Source organism: Delftia sp. DS1230 (genome assembly GCF_040112715.1).
Classification (GTDB): domain Bacteria; phylum Pseudomonadota; class Gammaproteobacteria; order Burkholderiales; family Burkholderiaceae_C; genus Comamonas; species Comamonas tsuruhatensis.
Window position 1 is genome coordinate 1,768,053 of record NZ_CP157763.1, and the last position, 18,442, is coordinate 1,786,494.

Genomic DNA, 18,442 nt, shown 5'->3' on the forward strand with positions numbered 1-18,442 from the left:
CCCATCGCATAACCAAAGATTTCAAAGCGAGTTGAACGGGCCTCACAGCCCGTTTTCCGTTTCTGGAGTGTTTGCATGTCGTATCGCGATCTGCGCGGCGTTCTTCCGTCGCGTCCTTCCCCTCTGGCCCTCCTGGTGGCCGCCATCTGTGCTTCGGGTGCCGCATCGGCACAGACCCCATTGCAAAGCAATGCGGCTGCCGCCACCGAGTTGCGCGAAGTCGTGGTCTCTGCCTCGGGCTTCGAGCAGGACATCAAGGAGGCGCCGGCCTCCATCACCGTCATACCGCGTGAGGAACTGGCCAAGGGCCGCTTCGGCAGCCTGACCGACGCGCTGGAAAGCGTGGAAGGCATCGACGTGGGCGCCCCCGCAGGCAAGACCGGCGGCCTGAACATCAGCATCCGCGGCATGCCCAGCGACTACACGCTGGTGCTCATCGACGGCCGCCGCCAGAACTCGGCCGGCAACGTCACGCCCAACGGCTTTGGCGAGACGCAGACCAGCTTCATGCCGCCCATCGGCGCCATCGAGCGCATCGAGGTCATCCGCGGCCCCATGTCCACGCTCTACGGCTCCGACGCCATGGGCGGCGTGATCAACATCATCACGCGCAAGGTCGGCAAGACCTGGACGGGCAGCGTCAGCGCCGACTACACGCTGCAGCAAGAGTCGGAGTTCGGTGATATCAAGTCCGGCAAGTTCTACCTGAGCGGCCCCATCAAGGAGGACCTGCTGGGCCTGTCGATCCGCGGCAGCACCCAGCGCCGGGCCGCTTCGGACATCACCTATGCGGGCGCCAACGGCCAGCCAGCCGTTCCCATCATGGGCGGCAACCCCGTCAAGTCCGAGATCAACAACCTGGGCCTGCGCCTGGCGCTCACGCCCAACAGGTACCACGACATCACGCTGGACCTGGACTCGGGCCGCCAGACCTATGACAACTCGCAGGGCCAGTTGGGCACGCTGGGCACGGGAGGCTACAGCCCCGAGCAGAAATACAACCGTGACCAGCTCACGCTGGCCCATACCGGTCGCTACGGCTTCGGAACCTGGGACACCAGCTTCATGGTCAACCGGACCGAGACCATCGGCCGGACCATTCCCCGGGGAACCCCGGGCGCGACGCCAGGTGCCGCGCGCACGCTGGAGGTGGAAAGCAAGGTGCTGGACAGCAAGCTGGTCCTGCCCTGGGGTGCCCACCTGACCACGCTGGGCGGCCAGTGGTGGGATGCCGAGATGAAGGACGGCGTGGCGCCGAACAAGTTCGCCTTCACGCAGAAGGCCCTGTTTGCCGAGGACGAATGGAGCCTGACCGACGCCTTCAAGCTCACGCTGGGCGCGCGCTATGACCGCCACAGCCTCTTCGGCGGCAAGCTCAGCCCGCGCATCTACGGCGTGTGGAATGCCGCGCCGCAGTGGACCGTGAAGGGCGGCGTCAGCAACGGCTACAAGACGCCGCGCGTGGAGCAGCTGGCGCCCGGCATCAACGGCTTCGGCCAGCAGGGCCGCCTGCCGCTGGTGGGCAGCCCCAACCTCAAGCCCGAAACCAGCCGCACCACCGAACTGGGCGTCTATTTCGACAGCCCCACGGGCTTTGCGGGCAGCGCCACGGTGTTCAACAACGAGTTCAAGGACAAGATCACCAGCGGCCCGGGCCTGATCAACTGCGACTTTGCGGCAGCGCCCAACCGCCCCGGCTGCGTGAGCTTCGGCGACTGGCCGCTGGTGGATGCCTTCGGCCAGTCCATCAACGTGGACGAGGCCGTCACGCGCGGCCTGGAGCTGAGTGCGCGCATGCCGCTGGCGCGCGGCTGGAACGCCAGCGCCAACTACACCTTCACCAAGAGCGAGCAAAAGAGCGGCCCCAACCGTGGCAACCCGCTGAGCGACACACCCAGGCACGCGCTCAACGCCCGCCTGAACTGGGAGCCGGGTGCCCAGTGGAACCTGTGGCTGCGCGCCGAGTACCGCAGCGAGCGCTACCGTGACCCCGGCACCAGCGCCAGCTCCCAGGCCGCCAAGGCCGCGCTGGGCAACTACAAGGCCTATACCCAGTTCCACCTGGGCGGCAGCTACCGCGTGAGCAAGCAGTTCACCATCAACGCGGCCATCTACAACGTGTTCAACAAGGATTTCGTGGACTACCAGCCCTACAACGTACCGGGCCAGGTCCAGGGCACCGTGATCTTTGGCAACCGCTACGCGAACAACCAGGAAGGCCGTCGCCTGTGGGTGTCTGCCAACTACGAGTTCTGAGGCGGGTTCAGGGGCGCCTGGCTGGCCTGCATGCGTGAAGGGGCCAGCCTGACCAGCACCTGCAGCGTGCGGTTCAGCGGCACCGGCACGCCCAGGGCCTCGCCGCGCCGCACCACGTAGCCGTTGAGGTGATCGATTTCGCTGGGCTTGCCCAGCGCCAGGTCCTGGGCGGTGGATGAAAACTGGCCCGGCATGGTGGCCGGCAGGCCGCGCACGGCAGCGGGCACGTCGCCGGGCAGGGCCACGCCGTCGGCCCTGGCCACGGCCAGGCATTCGGCCACCACGTCGTCCACCACGTCCGTCACGCCGGGCGACTGCACCAGCGGGCCGTAGGGCAGCTGGCACAGCGCCGACAGCGCGTTGTAGGCGCAGTTGATCACCAGCTTGGCCCACAGCGCGCCGCGCACGTCGGGCGATACCTGCACGGCAATGCCTGCCTTGCCAAACTGCAGGGCCACCTGTTCACTGAGTGCAGACGGCGCAATGACCAGCTCGCCGCGGCCGAAATGGCGCACATGGCCGGGGCCGGCCATGGCAGTGGCCACGTAGACCACGGCGGCGGCCACGGCCACGGACGGGCCCAGCACGGCGCGCACGCGCTCGTCGTTGTCCACGCCGTTTTGCATGGTCAGCACCAGGGTGCCCGGCGCCAGGTGCGGCTGCATCTCGCGGGCCGCTTCCTCGGTGGCCGTGGACTTGACGCAGAACATCACCACATCGGCATCGCGCACGGCGCTGGCCTCGGTCGATGCCTGCATGGGCACCTGGATGTCCAGTGCCGCCGTCTCCAGCCGCAGGCCATGCTGCTGCACGGCCTGCACATGGGCGGGGCGGCCGATCAGCGTGACCTGGTGGCCGGCGCGCGCCAGCAGTGCGCCGAAATAGCAGCCCACGGCGCCTGCGCCCATGACGGCGATGCGCAGCGGTTCGGAAGGAGAGGGGAGGCGGGCGGAAGAAGCGTCCATGGTGCAGATCGGATGGGCCTTTGATGGCGCCCAGTCTAGCCAGGCTGCCGTCGAAGGCCCATGCCGTCTTCCCTGCCGGGTGCCATTGCGGACGTCAGGCAACCCTCATGCCGTCTGCAGGCACAGGTACTTGGTCTCCAGGTATTCCTCGATGCCGTGGCGCGAGCCCTCGCGGCCCAGGCCGGACTGCTTGACGCCGCCGAAGGGCGCGACCTCGTTGGAGATCAGGCCGGTGTTGATGCCCACCATGCCGTACTCCAGCGCGCGCGACACGCGCCAGATGCGGCGGTTGTCGTTGGTGAACAGATAGGCGGCCAGGCCGTAGATGGTGTCGTTGGCGCGGCGCACCACTTCGTCCTCGTCATGGAAGCGGAACAGCGGCGCCAGCGGGCCGAAGGTCTCTTCCTCGCAGACTTGCATGCTGTCGTTCACATCGACCAGCAGCGTGGGCTCGAAGAACAGCTGGCCCGGCACCGGGCGCCTGCCGCCCGCCAGCAGGCGCGCGCCCTTGGACAGCGCATCGGCCACATGGCTTTCCACCTTCTGCACGGCCGCCTCGTTGATCAGCGGGCCATGGGTCACGCCGGGCTCCAGCCCATTGCCGACCTTGAAGCCCGCCATGGCACGGGCCAGGCGGCGGGCCAGTTCGTCGTGGATGCCATCCTGCACATAGATGCGGTTGGCGCACACGCAGGTCTGGCCGGCGTTGCGGAACTTGGAGGCCACGATGCCGGCCACGGCCTGGTCGATGTCGGCATCGTCAAACACGATCAACGGTGCATTGCCGCCGAGCTCCAGCGACAGCTTCTTGACCGTGTCGCTGCACTGGCGCATCAGCAGCCGCCCGGTGGCCGTGGAGCCCGTGAAGCTGAGCTTGCGCACCACGGGGCTTTGCGTCAGCGCCTGGCCGATGTCCTGCGGATGGCCGGTCAGCACCTGGAAGACGCCGGCGGGAATGCCGGCCTCCTCGGCCAGCACGGCCAGGGCCAGGGCCGTGAAGGGCGTGCTTTCTGCCGGCTTGACCAGCATGGTGCAGCCGGCGGCCAGCGCCGGGCCGGCCTTGCGCGTGATCATGGCGGCCGGGAAATTCCAGGGCGTGATGGCGGCGCACACGCCAATGGGCTCGCGCAGCGTGAGCAGCTGCTGGCCTGCGTTGGGCGACTGCAGCAGCTCGCCGTCCACACGCTTGCCTTCCTCGGCAAACCATTCGATGAAGGAGGCCGCATAGGCGATCTCGCCGCGCGCCTCGGCCAGGGGCTTGCCCTGCTCCAGCGTCATCAGCCGCGCCAGATCGTCCTGGTGCGCCAGCATCAGGTCGAACCAGCGGCGCAGGATGCCGGCGCGCTGCTTGCCCGTCAGCGCGGCCCAGGCGGGCAGGGCGCGCTGTGCGGCGGCAATGGCGGCCTCGGCCGCGCCGGCCTGCAGGGCGGGTACCTGGCCCAGGCGCTCGCCCGTGGCGGGGTTGAAGACATCGATGGCGGGGCCGGAGCCCACGGGGTGCCAGCCCTGGGCAAGCAGGCAGGCCTGGCGGAACAGATCGGGGCGTTGCAGTGAAAGACTCATGGTGCGGGAAGGCTCAGGCTGTGGAATGGATTCAGGCCGCGACCGGCTGGGGCGCGGTCTGGGTGATGGCGTTGGCGATGATGTCCAGCGCCTTGCCGAACAGCGGCTCTGGAATCGTCAGCGGATAGAGGAAGCGGATGGCGTTGCCGTACAGGCCGCAGGTCAGCAGCAGCAGGCCTTGCTGCTGCGCACGCTGGACGATGGCGGCCACGCGCTGCGCGTCCGGCGCACCGCTGCCGGGAATGTGGAATTCCACGGCCAGCATCGAGCCCAGGCCGCGCACTTCGGCGATGCCGGCATCCTGCGTCTGCAATGCCTGCAGGCGCGAGCGCAGCTGGCTGCCCAGTGCCAGGGCCCGCTCGCACAGGCGCTCTTCATCGATCACATCGAGCACGGCATGGGCAGAGGCCACGGCCAGCGGGTTGGCGGCATAGGTGCCCCCCAGCCCGCCGGGATGGGGGGCGTCCATGATGGCCGCGCGGCCGACCACGCCCGAGATCGGCAGACCGCCGCCCAGGCTCTTGGCCATGGTGATCAGGTCGGGCCGCACGCTGTAGTGCTCCATGGCAAACAGCTTGCCCGTGCGTGCAAAGCCGGTCTGTACCTCGTCGGCGATCAGCAGCATGCCGTGCTGGTTGCACAGCTGGCGCAGGCCCGTGAACAGCGCGGCAGGCACGGGGTTGAAGCCGCCTTCGCCCTGTACGGGCTCCACGATGATGGCTGCCACGCGCTGCGGGTCCACCGAGGTCTTGAGCAGCATGGCAATGGCGTCCAGCGACTGCTGCACGCTGATGCCCTGCACATCGCTGGGGAAGGGCGCGTGGAAGACTTCGCCCGGCATGGGGCCGAAGCCCTGCTTGTAGGGCGCCACCTTGCCCGTCAGCGCCATGCCCAGCTGGGTGCGGCCGTGGAAGGCGCCCTGGAAGGCGATCACGGCCGAGCGGCCCGTGGCATGGCGGGCGATCTTGACGGCGTTTTCCACCGCCTCGGCGCCCGTGGTGAAGAAGGCGGTCTTGGCCGGGCCGTCGATGGGCGCCAGTGCATTGATGCGCTCGGCCAGTGCGATGGCGCTTTCATAGGGAACGATCTGGAAGGCCGTGTGCGTGAAGCACTCCAGCTGGCGCTGCACGGCCTGCACCACGCGCGGATGGCGGTGGCCCGTGTTGAGCACGGCAATGCCGGCCGCGAAGTCGATGTACTGGCGGCCCTCGGCATCGGTCAGCAAGGCGTTGTCGGCCTGCACGGCATGGAAGCCGCACATCACGCCCACGCCGCGCGGCATGGCGGCGGTGCGCCGGCTCTGGAGTTGCTGGTTGACGGACGAGGCTCTGGTGGTGTCGTTGGTGGCGGCGCTGGACATGGGAAGGTCTCCGTTGAGGTGGCTGCAATGCTTACGGTTATAGTGGCGATTGGTTCCATGAATGGAGCCATCTTTTGAAAAGATGATGGTGCCAATCGAGTTCGCCACCATCGCTTCCACAAGGCAGGCAAGGCAGGTAACGCAGGCAAGGCAGACATGGCAAAACCTTCCGTGTGCGCGGACCTCATCCTCCAGATGGACTGGCGCGGGCTGGGCGGGGACCGCGTCCGCCTGAACCGGGCCCTGTACCTGGCGCTGCGCCAGGCCGTGGACAGCGGGGCCCTGTTGCCGGGCAGCCGCCTGCCGGCCTCGCGCGACCTGGCCCGCGAGCTGGATGTGTCGCGCAACACCGTCAACCATGCCTATGAGCAGCTGCAGGTGGAGGGCTATGTGCGCAGCCAGGTCGGGCGTGGCACGCAGGTGGTCGACACCCTGCCTGCGGCCATGCTGCTGAGCGGCGGACGTGCACCTGCCCGCCGCGCTGCCGCCGCAGCGCCTGCGCCTGGCGGCGGCCTGTCCGTGCAGGCACAGGCCCTGCTGAAAACCGCCCAGGCTTCGGAGCAGCAATGGGGCGCCTTCATGCCTGGCGTGCCCGACGTGACGCAGTTCCCGCGCGCCGCCTACGCGCGCATCCACAACCGCCTGCTGCGACACGCCGGGCCGCAGCTGCTCACCTATGGCACGCGCGGCGGCGTGGAGGCGCTCAAGCAGGCGCTGGCCGATCACCTGCGCGTGGCGCGCTCGGTGAACTGCGCGCCCGACCAGGTGCTGATCACAGAAGGCGTGCACCAGGCCATCGACCTGGTGGTGCGCAGCCTTGCCGACCCTGGCGACTGCGTCTGGATGGAGGAGCCGGGCTACTGGGGCATCGCCAACGTGTTGCGCATGCAGCACGGGCTGAGCCTGCACAGCGTGCCAGTGGACGAGGAGGGCATGCATCTGCCGGACGGCCTGCCCGTGCCGCGACTGATCTTCGTCACTCCCTCGCACCAGTACCCGCTGGGCGCCGTCATGAGCATGGCGCGGCGCCGCGCGCTGATCGCCTACGCGCGCCGGGTGGGTGCCTGGATCGTCGAGGACGACTACGACAGCGAATTCCGGTTCTCCGGCAGCCCCGTGCCCAGCATGCAGGGCATGGAGGAGGACGCGCCCGTCATCTACATAGGCACCTTCAGCAAGACCCTCTACCCGGGAATGCGCATGGGCTACATGGTGCTGCCCCCGACCCTGGCCGAGCCGCTGCGCCGCATCCATTCCGAGCTGTACCGAGAGGGTCACCAGCTGCCGCAGCAGGTCATCGCCGAACTGATCGTGGAAGGCCACTACGCCGCCCACATCCGCAAGATGCGCCTGCTCTACGGCAAGCGCCGCCGCATGCTGATGGCCTTGATCGAGCGCTATCTGGGCGCCGACCACCTGCCCTGGGTGGACAGCGGCGCGGGGCTGCATTTCGTGATGCAGCTGCCCGGGCAGGACGATGATGTCGTGCTCGCCGAGGACCTCCGGCAGGCCGGCATCTTCGTCAAGCCGCTGTCGCGCTACTACGCGGGTCCGCACCGGCGGCGTGGCCTGCTGCTGGGGTACGCCTGCGTTTCCGAGGAAGAGATAGGCGCAGCCTTCTTCCGCATGCTGGCAGTGCTCGGAGCCCGGCATGGCCGGCGCTGAGGCCCGGGCCGGACCATCCGGCCGGGCGCCGCCTTGGCTCCCGACGCCAACCCTTTTTTGTCTGCCTAAGGACGCACCATGATCTCCATCCGCCCCGTTGAACCCCATGAATGGCCGCAGTACCGGGATATCCGCCTGCGTGCCCTGCGCGATGCACCCGACGCCTTCGGCAGCACCTGGGAGTCGGAGGCCGCAAGGGTTGACGCGGACTGGGCTGCGCGGCTGCAGGCCGCCGTTGCCGGCGGCAGGGACAGGGTGCTTTTCGCCGTCAACGGCGGCCAGGCCTGCGGCCTGCTCTGGTGCAAGCTGTGTGCCCCCGAGCCCGGCGTGGCCGATCTCTTCCAGATGTGGGTCGATCCCGCCGTGCGTGGCCGGGGTGCGGGCCAGGCCCTGCTGGCCCAGGCCGTCGCCTGGGCCTGGCACAAGGGCATGCAGCGTGTGCGGCTGGGTGTGACCGATGCCGACTCTCCCGCCATGCGCCTGTACCTGGCGAACGGCTTCCGGCCTGTGGGCGGGCTGCAGCCGCTGCGCGAGGGCTGCGAACTGCGCGTGCAGACGATGGCCCTGGACCGGGCCGGCGGCTGAGCCGCTGCACAGCGCAGGAAGTTCCGGCAGTCAGTCCCTGCGGCCTCTGTCGCCCCCTGGTGGCCCCCTGTAGCCCCCCGTAGCCCCGGGGCGTCCACAAGGCCGTCCTGCATCAGCCCGGCAGCACGGCCGGTGAAGGCACCTGCCGGGTCTTGGCCAGTTGCGCGTTGCTGTAGCGAAGATCAGCGGTGACCTCCGCTCCCAGCCAGGCGGGCGAGGGCGGCTGGATATCCTCGCTGGCCAGTTCGATCTCGGCCGTGACCAGCCCGGCCAGCGGGCCTTCGAATACATCGACCTCGAAGTCGAAGCCGTCCACCGTCACGATGTAGCGCACCTTTTCGAGTGCGCCATGCGCGCAGTGCTGGGCCAGCAGCGTCTCGGCGTCGGCCAGCGGAATCCGGTATTCGAATTCGGCGCGGCTCATGCCGCGTGCCGGCCCCTTGAGCGTGAGAAATCCGGCGTCCCCGGCGATGCGCACCCGCACCCACATGCCGTTGTCGGCGATGTATCCCTGCGCCATGCGCACGCCGGTCAGGCCGGTCACGACGCCGGGGTCGGCCACAAGGTATTTGCGTTCGATTTCGAGAGCCATGCTGATGCCCTTGCAGACAAAGGCGGCAGTCTATCGCGCCACCATCGCCCTGCCCGGCAGATGGCCGGCCACAAACAAAAAGCCCCGCAGTGGAGTGCGGGGCTTTCCAGGGGGCGGTTGCCGGCCCGGGGGGGCGGCATCCACAGCGCCTTACAGCGAGTCGATGAAGCTGCGCAGCTTGTCCGAGCGGCTCGGATGCTTGAGCTTGCGCAGGGCCTTGGCCTCGATCTGGCGGATGCGTTCGCGCGTGACGTCGAACTGCTTGCCCACTTCTTCCAGCGTGTGGTCGGTGGACATTTCGATGCCGAAGCGCATGCGCAGCACCTTGGCTTCGCGCGGGGTCAGGCCGTCGAGGATGTCCTTGACCACGTCGCGCAGGCCGGCCTGCATGGCGGCGTCCACGGGAGCGGTGTTGTTGGTGTCCTCGATGAAGTCGCCCAGGTGCGAATCGTCGTCGTCGCCGATCGGCGTTTCCATGGAGATCGGCTCCTTGGCGATCTTCATGATCTTGCGGATCTTGTCTTCCGGGATCTCCATCTTGGCCGCCAGGATGGACGCATCGGGCTCGAAGCCGAACTCCTGCAGATGCTGGCGCGAGATGCGGTTCATCTTGTTGATGGTCTCGATCATGTGCACCGGGATACGGATGGTGCGCGCCTGGTCGGCGATCGAGCGCGTGATGGCCTGGCGGATCCACCACGTGGCATAGGTCGAGAACTTGTAGCCGCGACGGTATTCGAACTTGTCCACGGCCTTCATCAGGCCGATGTTGCCTTCCTGGATCAGGTCCAGGAACTGCAGGCCGCGGTTCGTGTACTTCTTGGCGATGGAGATCACCAGGCGCAGGTTGGCCTCGATCATCTCCTTCTTGGCGTCACGGCTGGCGCGCTCGCCGTCGTTCATGCGCTTGTTGATGCGCTTGAGCTCGTCCAGCGGCACGACCACGCGCGATTGCAGGTCGATCAGGTTCTGCTGCAGTTCCTGCACGGGCGGGACATTGCGCTCCAGCACGCTGCTCCAGGGCTTGCCGGCCGCGACCTGCTCCACCACCCACTGCAGGTTCAGCAGGTTGGGCGGGAACTGGGCGATGAAGGTTTCCTGCGGCATGCCGCACTTGTCCACGATGATCTTGCGCAGCTCGCGTTCCTTCTTGCGCACGTCATCGACCTGGGCACGCACGAGGTCGCACAGCTTCTCGATGGTCTTGGCCGTGAAGCGGATGGTCATCAGCTCTTCGGTCAGGGCCTTCTGCACCTTGATGTACGTGGGCGTGCCGTAGCCTTCCTTGTCGTACACCTTGTGCATCTTGTCGAAGTTCTCGCGCATGGCGTCGAAGCGGCGCAGCGCCTCGTTCTTGAGTTCTTCGAGCTTCTTGGTCAGTGCCTTGGAGCCGCCCTTGCCGTCGTCGTCGTCCTCTTCGTCGTATTCGTCGAAGTCTTCTTCGGCCACGTAGTCGTCGTTCTCATTGGCGTTGACGAAACCGTCGACGATGGTGGAGATGACGACCTTGCCTTCGCGGATTTCCTCGGACATGGCCAGGATTTCGGCGATGGTGGCGGGCGAGGCCGAGATGGCCTCCATCATGTCCATCAGGCCGCCTTCGATGCGCTTGGCGATTTCGATCTCGCCTTCGCGCGTCAGCAGCTCCACCGTGCCCATTTCGCGCATGTACATGCGCACGGGGTCGGTGGTGCGGCCGAATTCGGAGTCCACCGTGGACAGGGCGGCTTCGGCCTCTTCCTCGGCTTCCTCTTCGGTGGTGGCGGACTGGCCCGTGTTGTTCAGCAGCAGGGTTTCCGCGTCGGGGGTCTGCTCGTAGACAGCTACGCCCATGTCGTTGAGCATGGAGATCACGACTTCCAGCGTCTCGGCATCGACCAGCTTGTCGGGCAGGTGGTCGTTGATTTCGCTGTGCGTCAGGTAGCCGCGCGTCTTGCCCAGCTTGATCAGCGCCTTCAGGCGCTGGCGGCGGGTGGACATTTCCTCTTCGGTCAGGACGGTTTCGTCCAGGCCGAATTCCTTCATCAAGGCCCGTTCCTTGGCCTTGCTGATCTTCATGCGCAGGGGCTTGACCTTTTCAGCCGGGGCCGAGGAGGCCTCGACCTCGACTTCCACTTCGGTCTCGACTTCGCCTTCCACTTCGCCATCGATGTCGCCATCGATGTCCGACAGGTCGGCGTCGTCCATGTCGTCGCCCGCTTCCTTGGCCTTGGGCTTGCGGCCGCGCTTGGCGGGGGTCTTGGCTGCAGCGGTGGAAGTGGCGGCCTTGGCCGGCGCCTTCTTGGCGGCAGCAGGCTTCTTTTCTGTCTGGGCGGGGGCGTCGTCGCCTTCGGCTGCCTTCTTGCGGCCACGCTTGGGCGTCGCGGCGGCGAGCAGTTCGTCGGCCATGGCTTTGAGTTCGGCTTGGGACTTGGTTACCACGTCGGTATCTTTCTTTGCTTTGGCCGCAGATGCGGCGCTCTTCGGTCCTGCAGCGGCTTTGCCGGCACCGGCCTTGACGGCCGGGGCTGAAGAGGTTGTCGAAGTCTTGGGCTTCGCTGGAGCTTCGGGGGCCTGCTTGGACTTCACGGACTTTGAAACGGGCATGAGCACCTCACGGTCGGGAGCGAACACACACAAAGGGAAACTCAAACAAGCGCCGCCTAAGCGCGCGCGGACGGACTAGGCCCGCCAGGGAAGCGTACATATTCCAGGCAAGATGTCTGGGCGATCATTTGGTGTGCAGTCCTTGCGGGAAATTGGGCCGTGCAGTTGCTGCAATCACGTGAGTTCGTCACGGGGCCCGGTCCGGAGGTGCTGCTGTCGCTCTTGCCGATAGCCCCCAATTATATCTGCTTACCTCGATTTCAAGAGGAAGTGCGCATCTGGTTTTCCAGGGCCTGCTGTCGGGCAAAGAGATCGCGATAGCGCTGGGCGGCGCTGGGGTCCCGTGCCATGTCGCGCAAGGCTTCGTCGATCTGGGCCTTGATGTGGACGATGACCATGCGATTGAGGACATCACGCAACTCACGGCGCAGCTCGGGCAGTTCGCCCTCGGGATGCGCGTGGGGGCCGCTCATGAGCCTGTCTGCCAGCGTTTCGTGAGGCAGGCCGCGCAGTTGTTCGCGCAGCACGGCAAAGGGCCGGGCACCGGATTCCTGGAACTGTGCCTCCATCCAGCGGAACATGGCGCCATGTTCGCCTGAGCAGTGCGCCAGTGCCTCGAAGTCCTCGTGGGTGAGTTCTTCCATGAATTCCATGTGCGCCATGAGCAGGCGTGCCGCCTGGTCGGTGCGTGTGGCTGGCGCGCCACGCGGGCCCATGGGGGGCGGGTTGAAGTCGGCCCGGCCATTCTTGTCCCAGGGTTTGCGCGGCCAGGGCTTTTTGCCGCCGCGCCCGGGCTCGCCGCTGCGCCAGCCGCCCGCGCCGCTTCCATGGCCGCCACGCTCGTGCCAGCCCGAAGGCGCGCCGTATTCGACAGGCTGGCCCCAGTCGGGCGCGGCCGGTGCATGGCCGGCCTGCTGGCCCGGATGGGAAGCACCGCCGGCCATGGAGCCCCGCGCCGGGCCGCTGCGGGCGGCTTCCTGCGACCACAGGTCGGAGAGGTCGCGCGCATCGAGCTGCACGAGTTCGGCGATCTCGCCCAGCAGCTGGCGCTTGAGCGCGCCGTCAGGCAGGGCTGTCCACAGGGGGCGGGCATTGCTGGCCATGTGGGCACGGCCTTCGGCCTGGCCCAGGTCGCAGCCTTCGCTGGCCGCCTCGATGAGAAAGCGGCTCAGCGGCAGCGCGTCGCCCACGTAGCGGGCAAAGGCTTCGCTGCCGTATTCGCGGATGAAGCTGTCCGGGTCGTGTTCGGCGGGCAGGAAGAGGAATTTGACGCTGCGCGTGTCGCTGGCATAGGGCAGGGCCGCATCGAGCGCCTTGCGCGCGGCGCGCCGGCCCGCCCCGTCGCCGTCGAAGCTGAAAACGACGGCGTCAGTAAATCGAAACAGTTTGTGAATGTGATCGGGCGTGCAGGCCGTGCCCAGCGTGGCGACGGCGTTGGCAAAGCCCAGCTGGGCCAGGGCCACCACGTCCATATAGCCTTCGGTGACCAGCGCATAGCCCATGTCGCGCAGGGCGGTGCGGGCCTCGAACAGGCCGTAGAGTTCGCGCCCCTTGTGAAACACCGGGGTTTCGGGCGAATTCAGGTATTTGGGCTTCTCGTCGCCGAAGACGCGGCCGCCGAAGCCTATGCACTCGCCCTTGACGTTGCGGATGGGAAACATCAGCCGGTCGCGGAAGCGGTCGTAGCGCTTGCCGTCGTCCTCGCCGACGATGACCAGGCCCGATTCTTCGAGCTGCGGATCGTCGTAATGCGCAAAGACGCTGGCCAGGTTGCGCCAGCCGGCGGGCGCATAGCCCAGGCCGAAGCGCCTGGCGGTTTCGCCCGAGACACCGCGGCGCTTGAGGTATTCGATGGCCTGGGGGGAGGCCTTCAGGTGCTTGCGGAAAGATTCGCCGGCCTTTTCCAGCACGTCGGTGAGGGTGGCCTGTTTCTGCTTCTGGGCGGCCTGGCGCTCGCGCTCGGCCGGGCTGATGTCGTCCTGCGGCACCTGCAGGCCGACCTGGCCGGCAAGATCCTGCACGGCCTCAACGAAGCCCATGCCGGCATGGTCCATCAGAAAACCGATGGCGTTGCCGTTCTTGCCGCAGCCGAAGCAGTGATAGAACTGCTTGCTGGGGCTGACGGTGAAGGAAGGCGACTTCTCGCTGTGGAAAGGGCACAGGCCCATGAAGTTGGCGCCGCCCTTCCTGAGCTGTACGTAACGGCCCACGATGTCGACCACGTCGACGCGCGCGAGCAACTCCTGGATGAACGATTGGGGAATGGACACCCGCGTATTGTGCCTTCGCGGGGCCATCCGGCCGTGCCCCGGGGGCACTGGCCGGCAGCGCCCGGCCCTCAGCCCAGGCGCTGGAAGGTCAGCGTGAAGGCCACGCCATCGCGCGTGTTGTGGGCCCTGATCGTGCCGCCCATCTTGGCCATGTAGGTCCTGGCCACGAACAGGCCCTGTCCCCGGTGCTCGGCGCCGCTGGCGGCAGAAGGCTCCTGGGGCGCGGACACCCCCAGCTCGAAGATGCGCTCCAGCAGGTCCTCCGCAATGGTGGCGCCCTGGTTGTGCAGCGTGGCGCTGGCGGTGGACTCGGAGGCCGACAGCGACAGCGTGATGGCCGTGCCGGCCGGACGGTAGCTGTCGGCATTGCGCAGGATGTGGGTGACCACGTCCTCCAGGGCAAATTCGTCGGCGCGCACGATCACGGCGCCGGCGGCTCCCGCGCTCCCGCTCTTGTTCCCGCCTTCGTAGACCACATCGGCAATGCCCGCATAGTGCGCGTTGGCCGCCACGTGGCTGAGGAAGGCGTCCAGGTCCAGCCGGCCCTCCGGCACGGTGGCGGCCTGCAGCGCCTCGGCCGGCGATGCCGTGCCGTAGAGCACATGCACGGCCTGCTGCATGCGCTGCACATAGCGGTGGCCGGGGTCGTCGGGGCCGTACAGCACCATCAGCGATTGCAGGGGCGACATGATTTCGTGGCCCACGGCATGCCACATGTCCCGCTCCTGCTGGGCGCGTAGCTGTTCGCGCTGCAGGTCGTCCTTCACGCGCTGCAGCAGGTCGGCCAGGCCGCCGGCCAGAATGCCCAGCTCGTCGGAACCACGCAGGTCCGACACTTCGAGGTCGCCCAGGCGTGGGCCGACATGGCCGTCCTGCACGTTGTACGACACGGCGGCGGCGCGCCGGGTGAGGGCGGTCACGCGGCGGATCAGCCCCAGCTCGACGATCAGCCAGGCCAGCGCAATGGCGGCCAGCATGGCGCCCAGGTACCAGGACAGGCGCGTGGCCACGGCGGCCAGGCCCTGCTCCACATCGCGCGGGTGGCCGGTGAAGCTGACGGTGTAGTTGCCCGTGGGCGTGTCCAGAATGTCCTGGCCCGTGGGCACGGCCGGGGTCATGGTGGCGGCGGAGACGCCGGCCGCATGCAGCGGCAGCCAGCTGATCAGGCGCAGCAGCCAGGGCGCCGACGGCGCGGCCTGCACATCCACGCCCTTGAGGGTGATGGCGCTGGCCTCGTCGGCACCCACCTTGCGGATCTGCACGCGCTCGCCCGGAAGCAGGCTGCGCGAGATGTCGTTGAGCGAGGCCGCAAGCTGCGCTCCCGGCGCATTGCTGTCGAACACCGGCGGCTCCGTGTCCCCGGGGGCCAGCATTTCCACGCGCACACGCATGCTGCCCAGGTCTTCTGGCGGCCAGACGGGGCGCACGTCCCTGCGGAACAGGGCTTCGCGGAACAGCTCGACCGGCAGGCGGATGGAGTAGTGCGTGCGGCGCAGGCAGTCGGCTGCAGGGGGTGTCTTGTCATTGCCCGCATGGCCCTGCACGCCAGGCGGCAGGTCGCGGCAATGGCCGTTCTGCCAGAGCCAGCCACGGAAATCGCGCACGGGCCGCGCGCGGGCGTCAAGCTGGGGCGTGCCGTTGTCCACAAAGCCGGTGAGCCGGCCGTGCTCGCCGTTGCCGGCCCTGTTGCCCTGCCGCGGCATGGCCTCATAGGGGGCGATCCAGCGGTAGGTGCTGCCGCGCATGTCCAGCGTGATGCGGGCGCGGTGCGCCTGGGCGGGCTCGCGCGAGCCGCGTTCGCGCGGTGTCAGCTCGCCTGCGAAGAAGCTGCCCACCAGATAGATGAAGCCGCCTGCGTAGGGATTGTTGCCGATGGCCGCGCACAGCGAGGCGCCATCGGGATACTGCACCGAGCAGCCAGCCATCTCCACGGCCTGCTGGGACTTTTGCGGATCGTCGAAGTCGATGGCCGCATAGGGCAGCAGCAGCGGCGCCAGCGGCGTCACGCCCTGGCCCAGGTGGCCGGCGTTGAGCAGGGCCAGCCGGCCCGAAGGATGGCGCAGCCGCGCCATGACCTCGGCCTGGCTGCGCACAAAGCCGTGCTGGTAGGCCTGCCAGGCGCGTTCCTTCTCGTCCTTGAGCACCACCACGCTCAGCGCCACCGTGGCCACGGCCAGCAGCACGAACACGCCGCGCAGCAGGATGCGCTGGCGGAAGGCGGCCAGGCCCAGGCGCGGAACTTCCAGCCGGGGCAGCTCCAGTTTGGGGTTGAGCAGGCGCTTCATGCGCGGGCGGCGGCGCCGGCCTGGCCCACCCAGCGAAAGCCGCGCATGGGCACGTTCTCTATGCCTTCGAAGCCCGGGTCCACCTCGCGCAGGGCCTCGCGGATGGTGCTGACGTGCTTGCGCACGTTGTCGCGGTTGCGGCCGCTTTTGACCACCTCGAACAGCTCGTCGTAGGACACCACTTCGCCGCTGCGCTGGTGCAGCGTGGCCAGGATGCGCTGAGCCGTCAGCGGCAGGTTGATGCGCTCTCCGCGCCAGGTGGGCGTGCGCTGCCACAGCGGGTCCAGCACCAGGGCATCGCCTGCGGGCGCTGCGGCGGCCTGCGCGGCCACGGGCGCTGCGCGCTGCGTGGTGCGCAGGATGTCGAGGAAAGTCTCGATGAAGTCCGCCTCCTCGAACGTGGTCTTTTGCAGGTAGTCCCAGGCGTCCAGCGCTTTCATGATGCTGCGGTAGATGGCGGCCGGCATGGCCGACACCACCAGCACCGGCGTGCCCTGGCCCAGCTTGTTGATGGCGTTGATCAGGGCCACGCCGGCATGGCGCTCGCGGCCCAGCTCGATGTCCAGCACCACGGCGTCGTAGTGCTCGCGCGCCAGGGCGGCCTCGGCCTCGTCGCGCGTGAACCACTGGTCGATCACGATGCCGCTGCGCGCACTGCGTATCCATCCCGCCAACTGGTTGCTGGTGGGCAGGTCGTCTTCGATCACGGCGATACGGGTCATGGGGCTGTGCAGTGGTGGGGTCGGGGAGGCCGCCGTGGCGGTGTTCGCGGGATTATCTCGGCCCTGCGCCGGCCCGGGTGTGAGTTTTTCTTCCGGGGCCGGAGCGTTTGCGCCGCCGGTGTGAGCGCTTTGGTCCGTGCGCTGCGTTGTTGCTTCCGGGGTGGATCCGAACAATCGGTCCTCAATGAGCCACCCCTGTTTCCGGTGCCTCAGAAACAGCCAACAACAGCCATCACAGCCGAGAGAGAGAACACCATGAAAGCCACCTGGAACCGCATCATGCAGGCCCTGACGGGCCGCAAGTCCGCCCGCCTGGACGGAGCCGGCACTGCCGCGCCCGCAGCCGGGTCCGATGCTGCAACGCTGCCGGGCAACGCGCCCCGCCGCCAGCCCGTGGACTGGGCAGTCCTGCTGCCCACGGCACGTACCGTGCGCTGGCTGGCCATCGGCGCCGTGGTGGTGGCAGCCGGCCTGGTGGTGGTGCGCAACCCGCCCGTGCAGCACCTGGAGCAGGGCACGCTGGGCGTGCGCCTGAACCAGTTCACGGGCTCCGTCAGCCTGTGGCGCGATGGCAGCGTGTGGGTGGTTCCGGGCCTGCACACGGTGCGCGTGTTCTCCCTGCGCGACCAGAGCTACCGTCCGGAGGCCATGCGCCAGGCCAATGGCAGCGCACCCCTGCAGTCGGTCGAGGGCCTGTCCCTGGGTCTGGACCTGAACGTCCGCTATGCGCTTGATCCCGCATCGCCCGCCGTCAAGGTCGGCAACCTGCCTCTGGACATAGGCGGCGACATCGTGGAGCCCGCCGTGCAGGGCCTGGTCTACAAGGTGTTTGCGCGCTACACCGTGCGCGAGATCTTCTCGACCAAGCGCGCCGAGATCGCCCAGATCATGGAAACCGAACTGCGCACGCGCCTGGCGGCCGATGGCGTGACGCTGCGCAGCATCCAGATCGGCAAGGTGGACCTGCCCGCCGAGTACCGCCGCGGCATGGACAGCCTGCTGGCCGAGGAGCTGGCCTCCGAGAAGATGCGCTACACGCTGGAACTCAAGGACAAGCGCGTCAAGGAAACCGAGCTGGACGCCAATGCCGACAAGGTGCGCCGCGAAGTGGCCGCCGAAGCCGCCGCACGCGAGCAGGTGATTGCGGCGCGTGCCCAGGAAGAGGCCATGAAGCATGTGCTGCCCTTCAAGCAGCGCCAGATCGAGCAGCGCCAGCTGGAAGCCGAGGCCGAGCGCGTGGCCCGCGTGAAAGCTGCCGAGGGCAGCGCCCAGGCCCGCCGCATCGAGGCCAACGGCGAAGCCGATGCACGCCAGAAGCTGGCCGAGGCCGAGGCCTTCCGCATGGACCGCCTGGGCAAGGTCAACGCCGAGCAGATGGCGCGCGAAGGCACCCTGGTCACGCGCTACCCGCTGCTCATCCAGAAGACGCTGGCCGACAAGCTCTCGGACAAGATCCAGGTCATCATCGCGCCCCCGCCGACCAATGGCGACTTCATCGGCGCGGCCCTGCTGGGCGGCAGCCGCAATGCACAGGCCGGCGCAGCCTCCGTGGCGGCCGAAGATGCCAACGCAGCCGTTCAGGAGCAATAAGCC

12 protein-coding genes are annotated in these 18,442 nt (G+C 67.9%); 4 read left to right on the forward strand and 8 right to left on the reverse strand.

What is annotated here, in order from left to right:
• Positions 1–75 precede the first annotated feature (75 nt).
• Positions 76–2,256: a TonB-dependent receptor gene (locus AAN986_RS07960; protein ID WP_047218191.1), complete on the forward strand. Its 2,181-nt coding sequence runs from the start codon at positions 76–78 to the stop codon at positions 2,254–2,256.
• Here AAN986_RS07960 and AAN986_RS07965 read toward each other — a convergent pair.
• The 3 genes from AAN986_RS07965 to gabT all read right to left on the reverse strand — a co-directional run bounded on the left by AAN986_RS07965 (position 2,244) and on the right by gabT (position 6,144).
• Complete coding sequence (locus tag AAN986_RS07965; protein ID WP_047218192.1) at positions 2,244–3,221, reverse strand: ketopantoate reductase family protein; 978 nt, start codon at positions 3,219–3,221, stop codon at positions 2,244–2,246. The genes AAN986_RS07960 and AAN986_RS07965 overlap by 13 nt on opposite strands.
• A 105-nt stretch (positions 3,222–3,326) precedes the next feature.
• Complete coding sequence (locus tag AAN986_RS07970) at positions 3,327–4,784, reverse strand: NAD-dependent succinate-semialdehyde dehydrogenase (RefSeq protein ID WP_047218193.1); 1,458 nt, start codon at positions 4,782–4,784, stop codon at positions 3,327–3,329.
• Positions 4,785–4,815: 31 nt separating this feature from the next.
• Entirely contained in the window at positions 4,816–6,144 is a 1,329-nt protein-coding gene (gene gabT / locus AAN986_RS07975; RefSeq protein ID WP_047218194.1) for a 4-aminobutyrate--2-oxoglutarate transaminase, read from the reverse strand.
• Positions 6,145–6,300: 156 nt separating this feature from the next.
• Here gabT and AAN986_RS07980 point away from each other — a divergent pair, with 156 nt between their 5' ends.
• Both AAN986_RS07980 and AAN986_RS07985 read left to right on the forward strand, forming a co-directional pair.
• Positions 6,301–7,809 (forward strand): PLP-dependent aminotransferase family protein, encoded by a 1,509-nt coding sequence (locus AAN986_RS07980; protein ID WP_349335606.1) that lies wholly within the window; start codon positions 6,301–6,303, stop codon positions 7,807–7,809.
• Positions 7,810–7,887: 78 nt separating this feature from the next.
• The gene (locus tag AAN986_RS07985; RefSeq protein WP_016447586.1) at positions 7,888–8,394 is read left to right on the forward strand and encodes a GNAT family N-acetyltransferase; all 507 of its coding nucleotides are present in this window, start codon (positions 7,888–7,890) and stop codon (positions 8,392–8,394) included.
• 112 nt (positions 8,395–8,506) lie between these two features.
• Here AAN986_RS07985 and AAN986_RS07990 read toward each other — a convergent pair whose 3' ends face one another.
• The 5 genes from AAN986_RS07990 to AAN986_RS08010 all read right to left on the reverse strand — a co-directional run bounded on the left by AAN986_RS07990 (position 8,507) and on the right by AAN986_RS08010 (position 16,849).
• Positions 8,507–8,986, reverse strand: coding sequence for a CYTH domain-containing protein (locus AAN986_RS07990; protein WP_016447585.1), 480 nt, complete (start codon positions 8,984–8,986; stop codon positions 8,507–8,509).
• 150 nt (positions 8,987–9,136) lie between these two features.
• On the reverse strand, positions 9,137–11,572 hold the full coding sequence (rpoD, locus tag AAN986_RS07995; RefSeq protein WP_016447584.1) for an RNA polymerase sigma factor RpoD: 2,436 nt from the start codon (positions 11,570–11,572) through the stop codon (positions 9,137–9,139).
• Between the two features lie 260 nt (positions 11,573–11,832).
• A complete protein-coding gene (dnaG, locus tag AAN986_RS08000) occupies positions 11,833–13,869 on the reverse strand; it encodes a DNA primase (protein ID WP_016447583.1) in 2,037 nt (678 codons plus the stop codon).
• 41 nt (positions 13,870–13,910) lie between these two features.
• Positions 13,911–16,127, reverse strand: a complete 2,217-nt coding sequence (locus AAN986_RS08005) for a HAMP domain-containing sensor histidine kinase (RefSeq protein WP_349335607.1) — start codon at positions 16,125–16,127, stop codon at positions 13,911–13,913.
• Positions 16,124–16,849: a response regulator gene (locus AAN986_RS08010; protein ID WP_016447581.1), complete on the reverse strand. Its 726-nt coding sequence runs from the start codon at positions 16,847–16,849 to the stop codon at positions 16,124–16,126. The genes AAN986_RS08005 and AAN986_RS08010 overlap by 4 nt, the downstream gene beginning before the upstream one ends.
• Before the next feature lie 255 nt (positions 16,850–17,104).
• Here AAN986_RS08010 and AAN986_RS08015 point away from each other — a divergent pair, with 255 nt between their 5' ends.
• Positions 17,105–18,439, forward strand: a complete 1,335-nt coding sequence (locus AAN986_RS08015; RefSeq protein WP_047218197.1) for an SPFH domain-containing protein — start codon at positions 17,105–17,107, stop codon at positions 18,437–18,439.
• Positions 18,440–18,442 lie beyond the last annotated feature (3 nt).

Bases quoted from the DNA above. Each gene is read 5' to 3' on its own strand.
- AAN986_RS07980 (WP_349335606.1), top strand. From the start codon at position 6,301: ATGGCAAAACCTTCCGTGTGCGCGGACCTCATCCTCCAGATGGACTGG.
- AAN986_RS07960 (WP_047218191.1), top strand. From the start codon at position 76: ATGTCGTATCGCGATCTGCGCGGCGTTCTTCCGTCGCGTCCTTCCCCT.
- AAN986_RS07985 (WP_016447586.1), top strand. From the start codon at position 7,888: ATGATCTCCATCCGCCCCGTTGAACCCCATGAATGGCCGCAGTACCGG.
- AAN986_RS08015 (WP_047218197.1), top strand. From the start codon at position 17,105: ATGAAAGCCACCTGGAACCGCATCATGCAGGCCCTGACGGGCCGCAAG.
- AAN986_RS07990 (WP_016447585.1), bottom strand. From the start codon at position 8,986: ATGGCTCTCGAAATCGAACGCAAATACCTTGTGGCCGACCCCGGCGTC.
- dnaG (WP_016447583.1), bottom strand. From the start codon at position 13,869: ATGGCCCCGCGAAGGCACAATACGCGGGTGTCCATTCCCCAATCGTTC.
- AAN986_RS08010 (WP_016447581.1), bottom strand. From the start codon at position 16,849: ATGACCCGTATCGCCGTGATCGAAGACGACCTGCCCACCAGCAACCAG.
- gabT (WP_047218194.1), bottom strand. From the start codon at position 6,144: ATGTCCAGCGCCGCCACCAACGACACCACCAGAGCCTCGTCCGTCAAC.
- rpoD (WP_016447584.1), bottom strand. From the start codon at position 11,572: ATGCCCGTTTCAAAGTCCGTGAAGTCCAAGCAGGCCCCCGAAGCTCCA.
- AAN986_RS08005 (WP_349335607.1), bottom strand. From the start codon at position 16,127: ATGAAGCGCCTGCTCAACCCCAAACTGGAGCTGCCCCGGCTGGAAGTT.
- AAN986_RS07965 (WP_047218192.1), bottom strand. From the start codon at position 3,221: ATGGACGCTTCTTCCGCCCGCCTCCCCTCTCCTTCCGAACCGCTGCGC.
- AAN986_RS07970 (WP_047218193.1), bottom strand. From the start codon at position 4,784: ATGAGTCTTTCACTGCAACGCCCCGATCTGTTCCGCCAGGCCTGCCTG.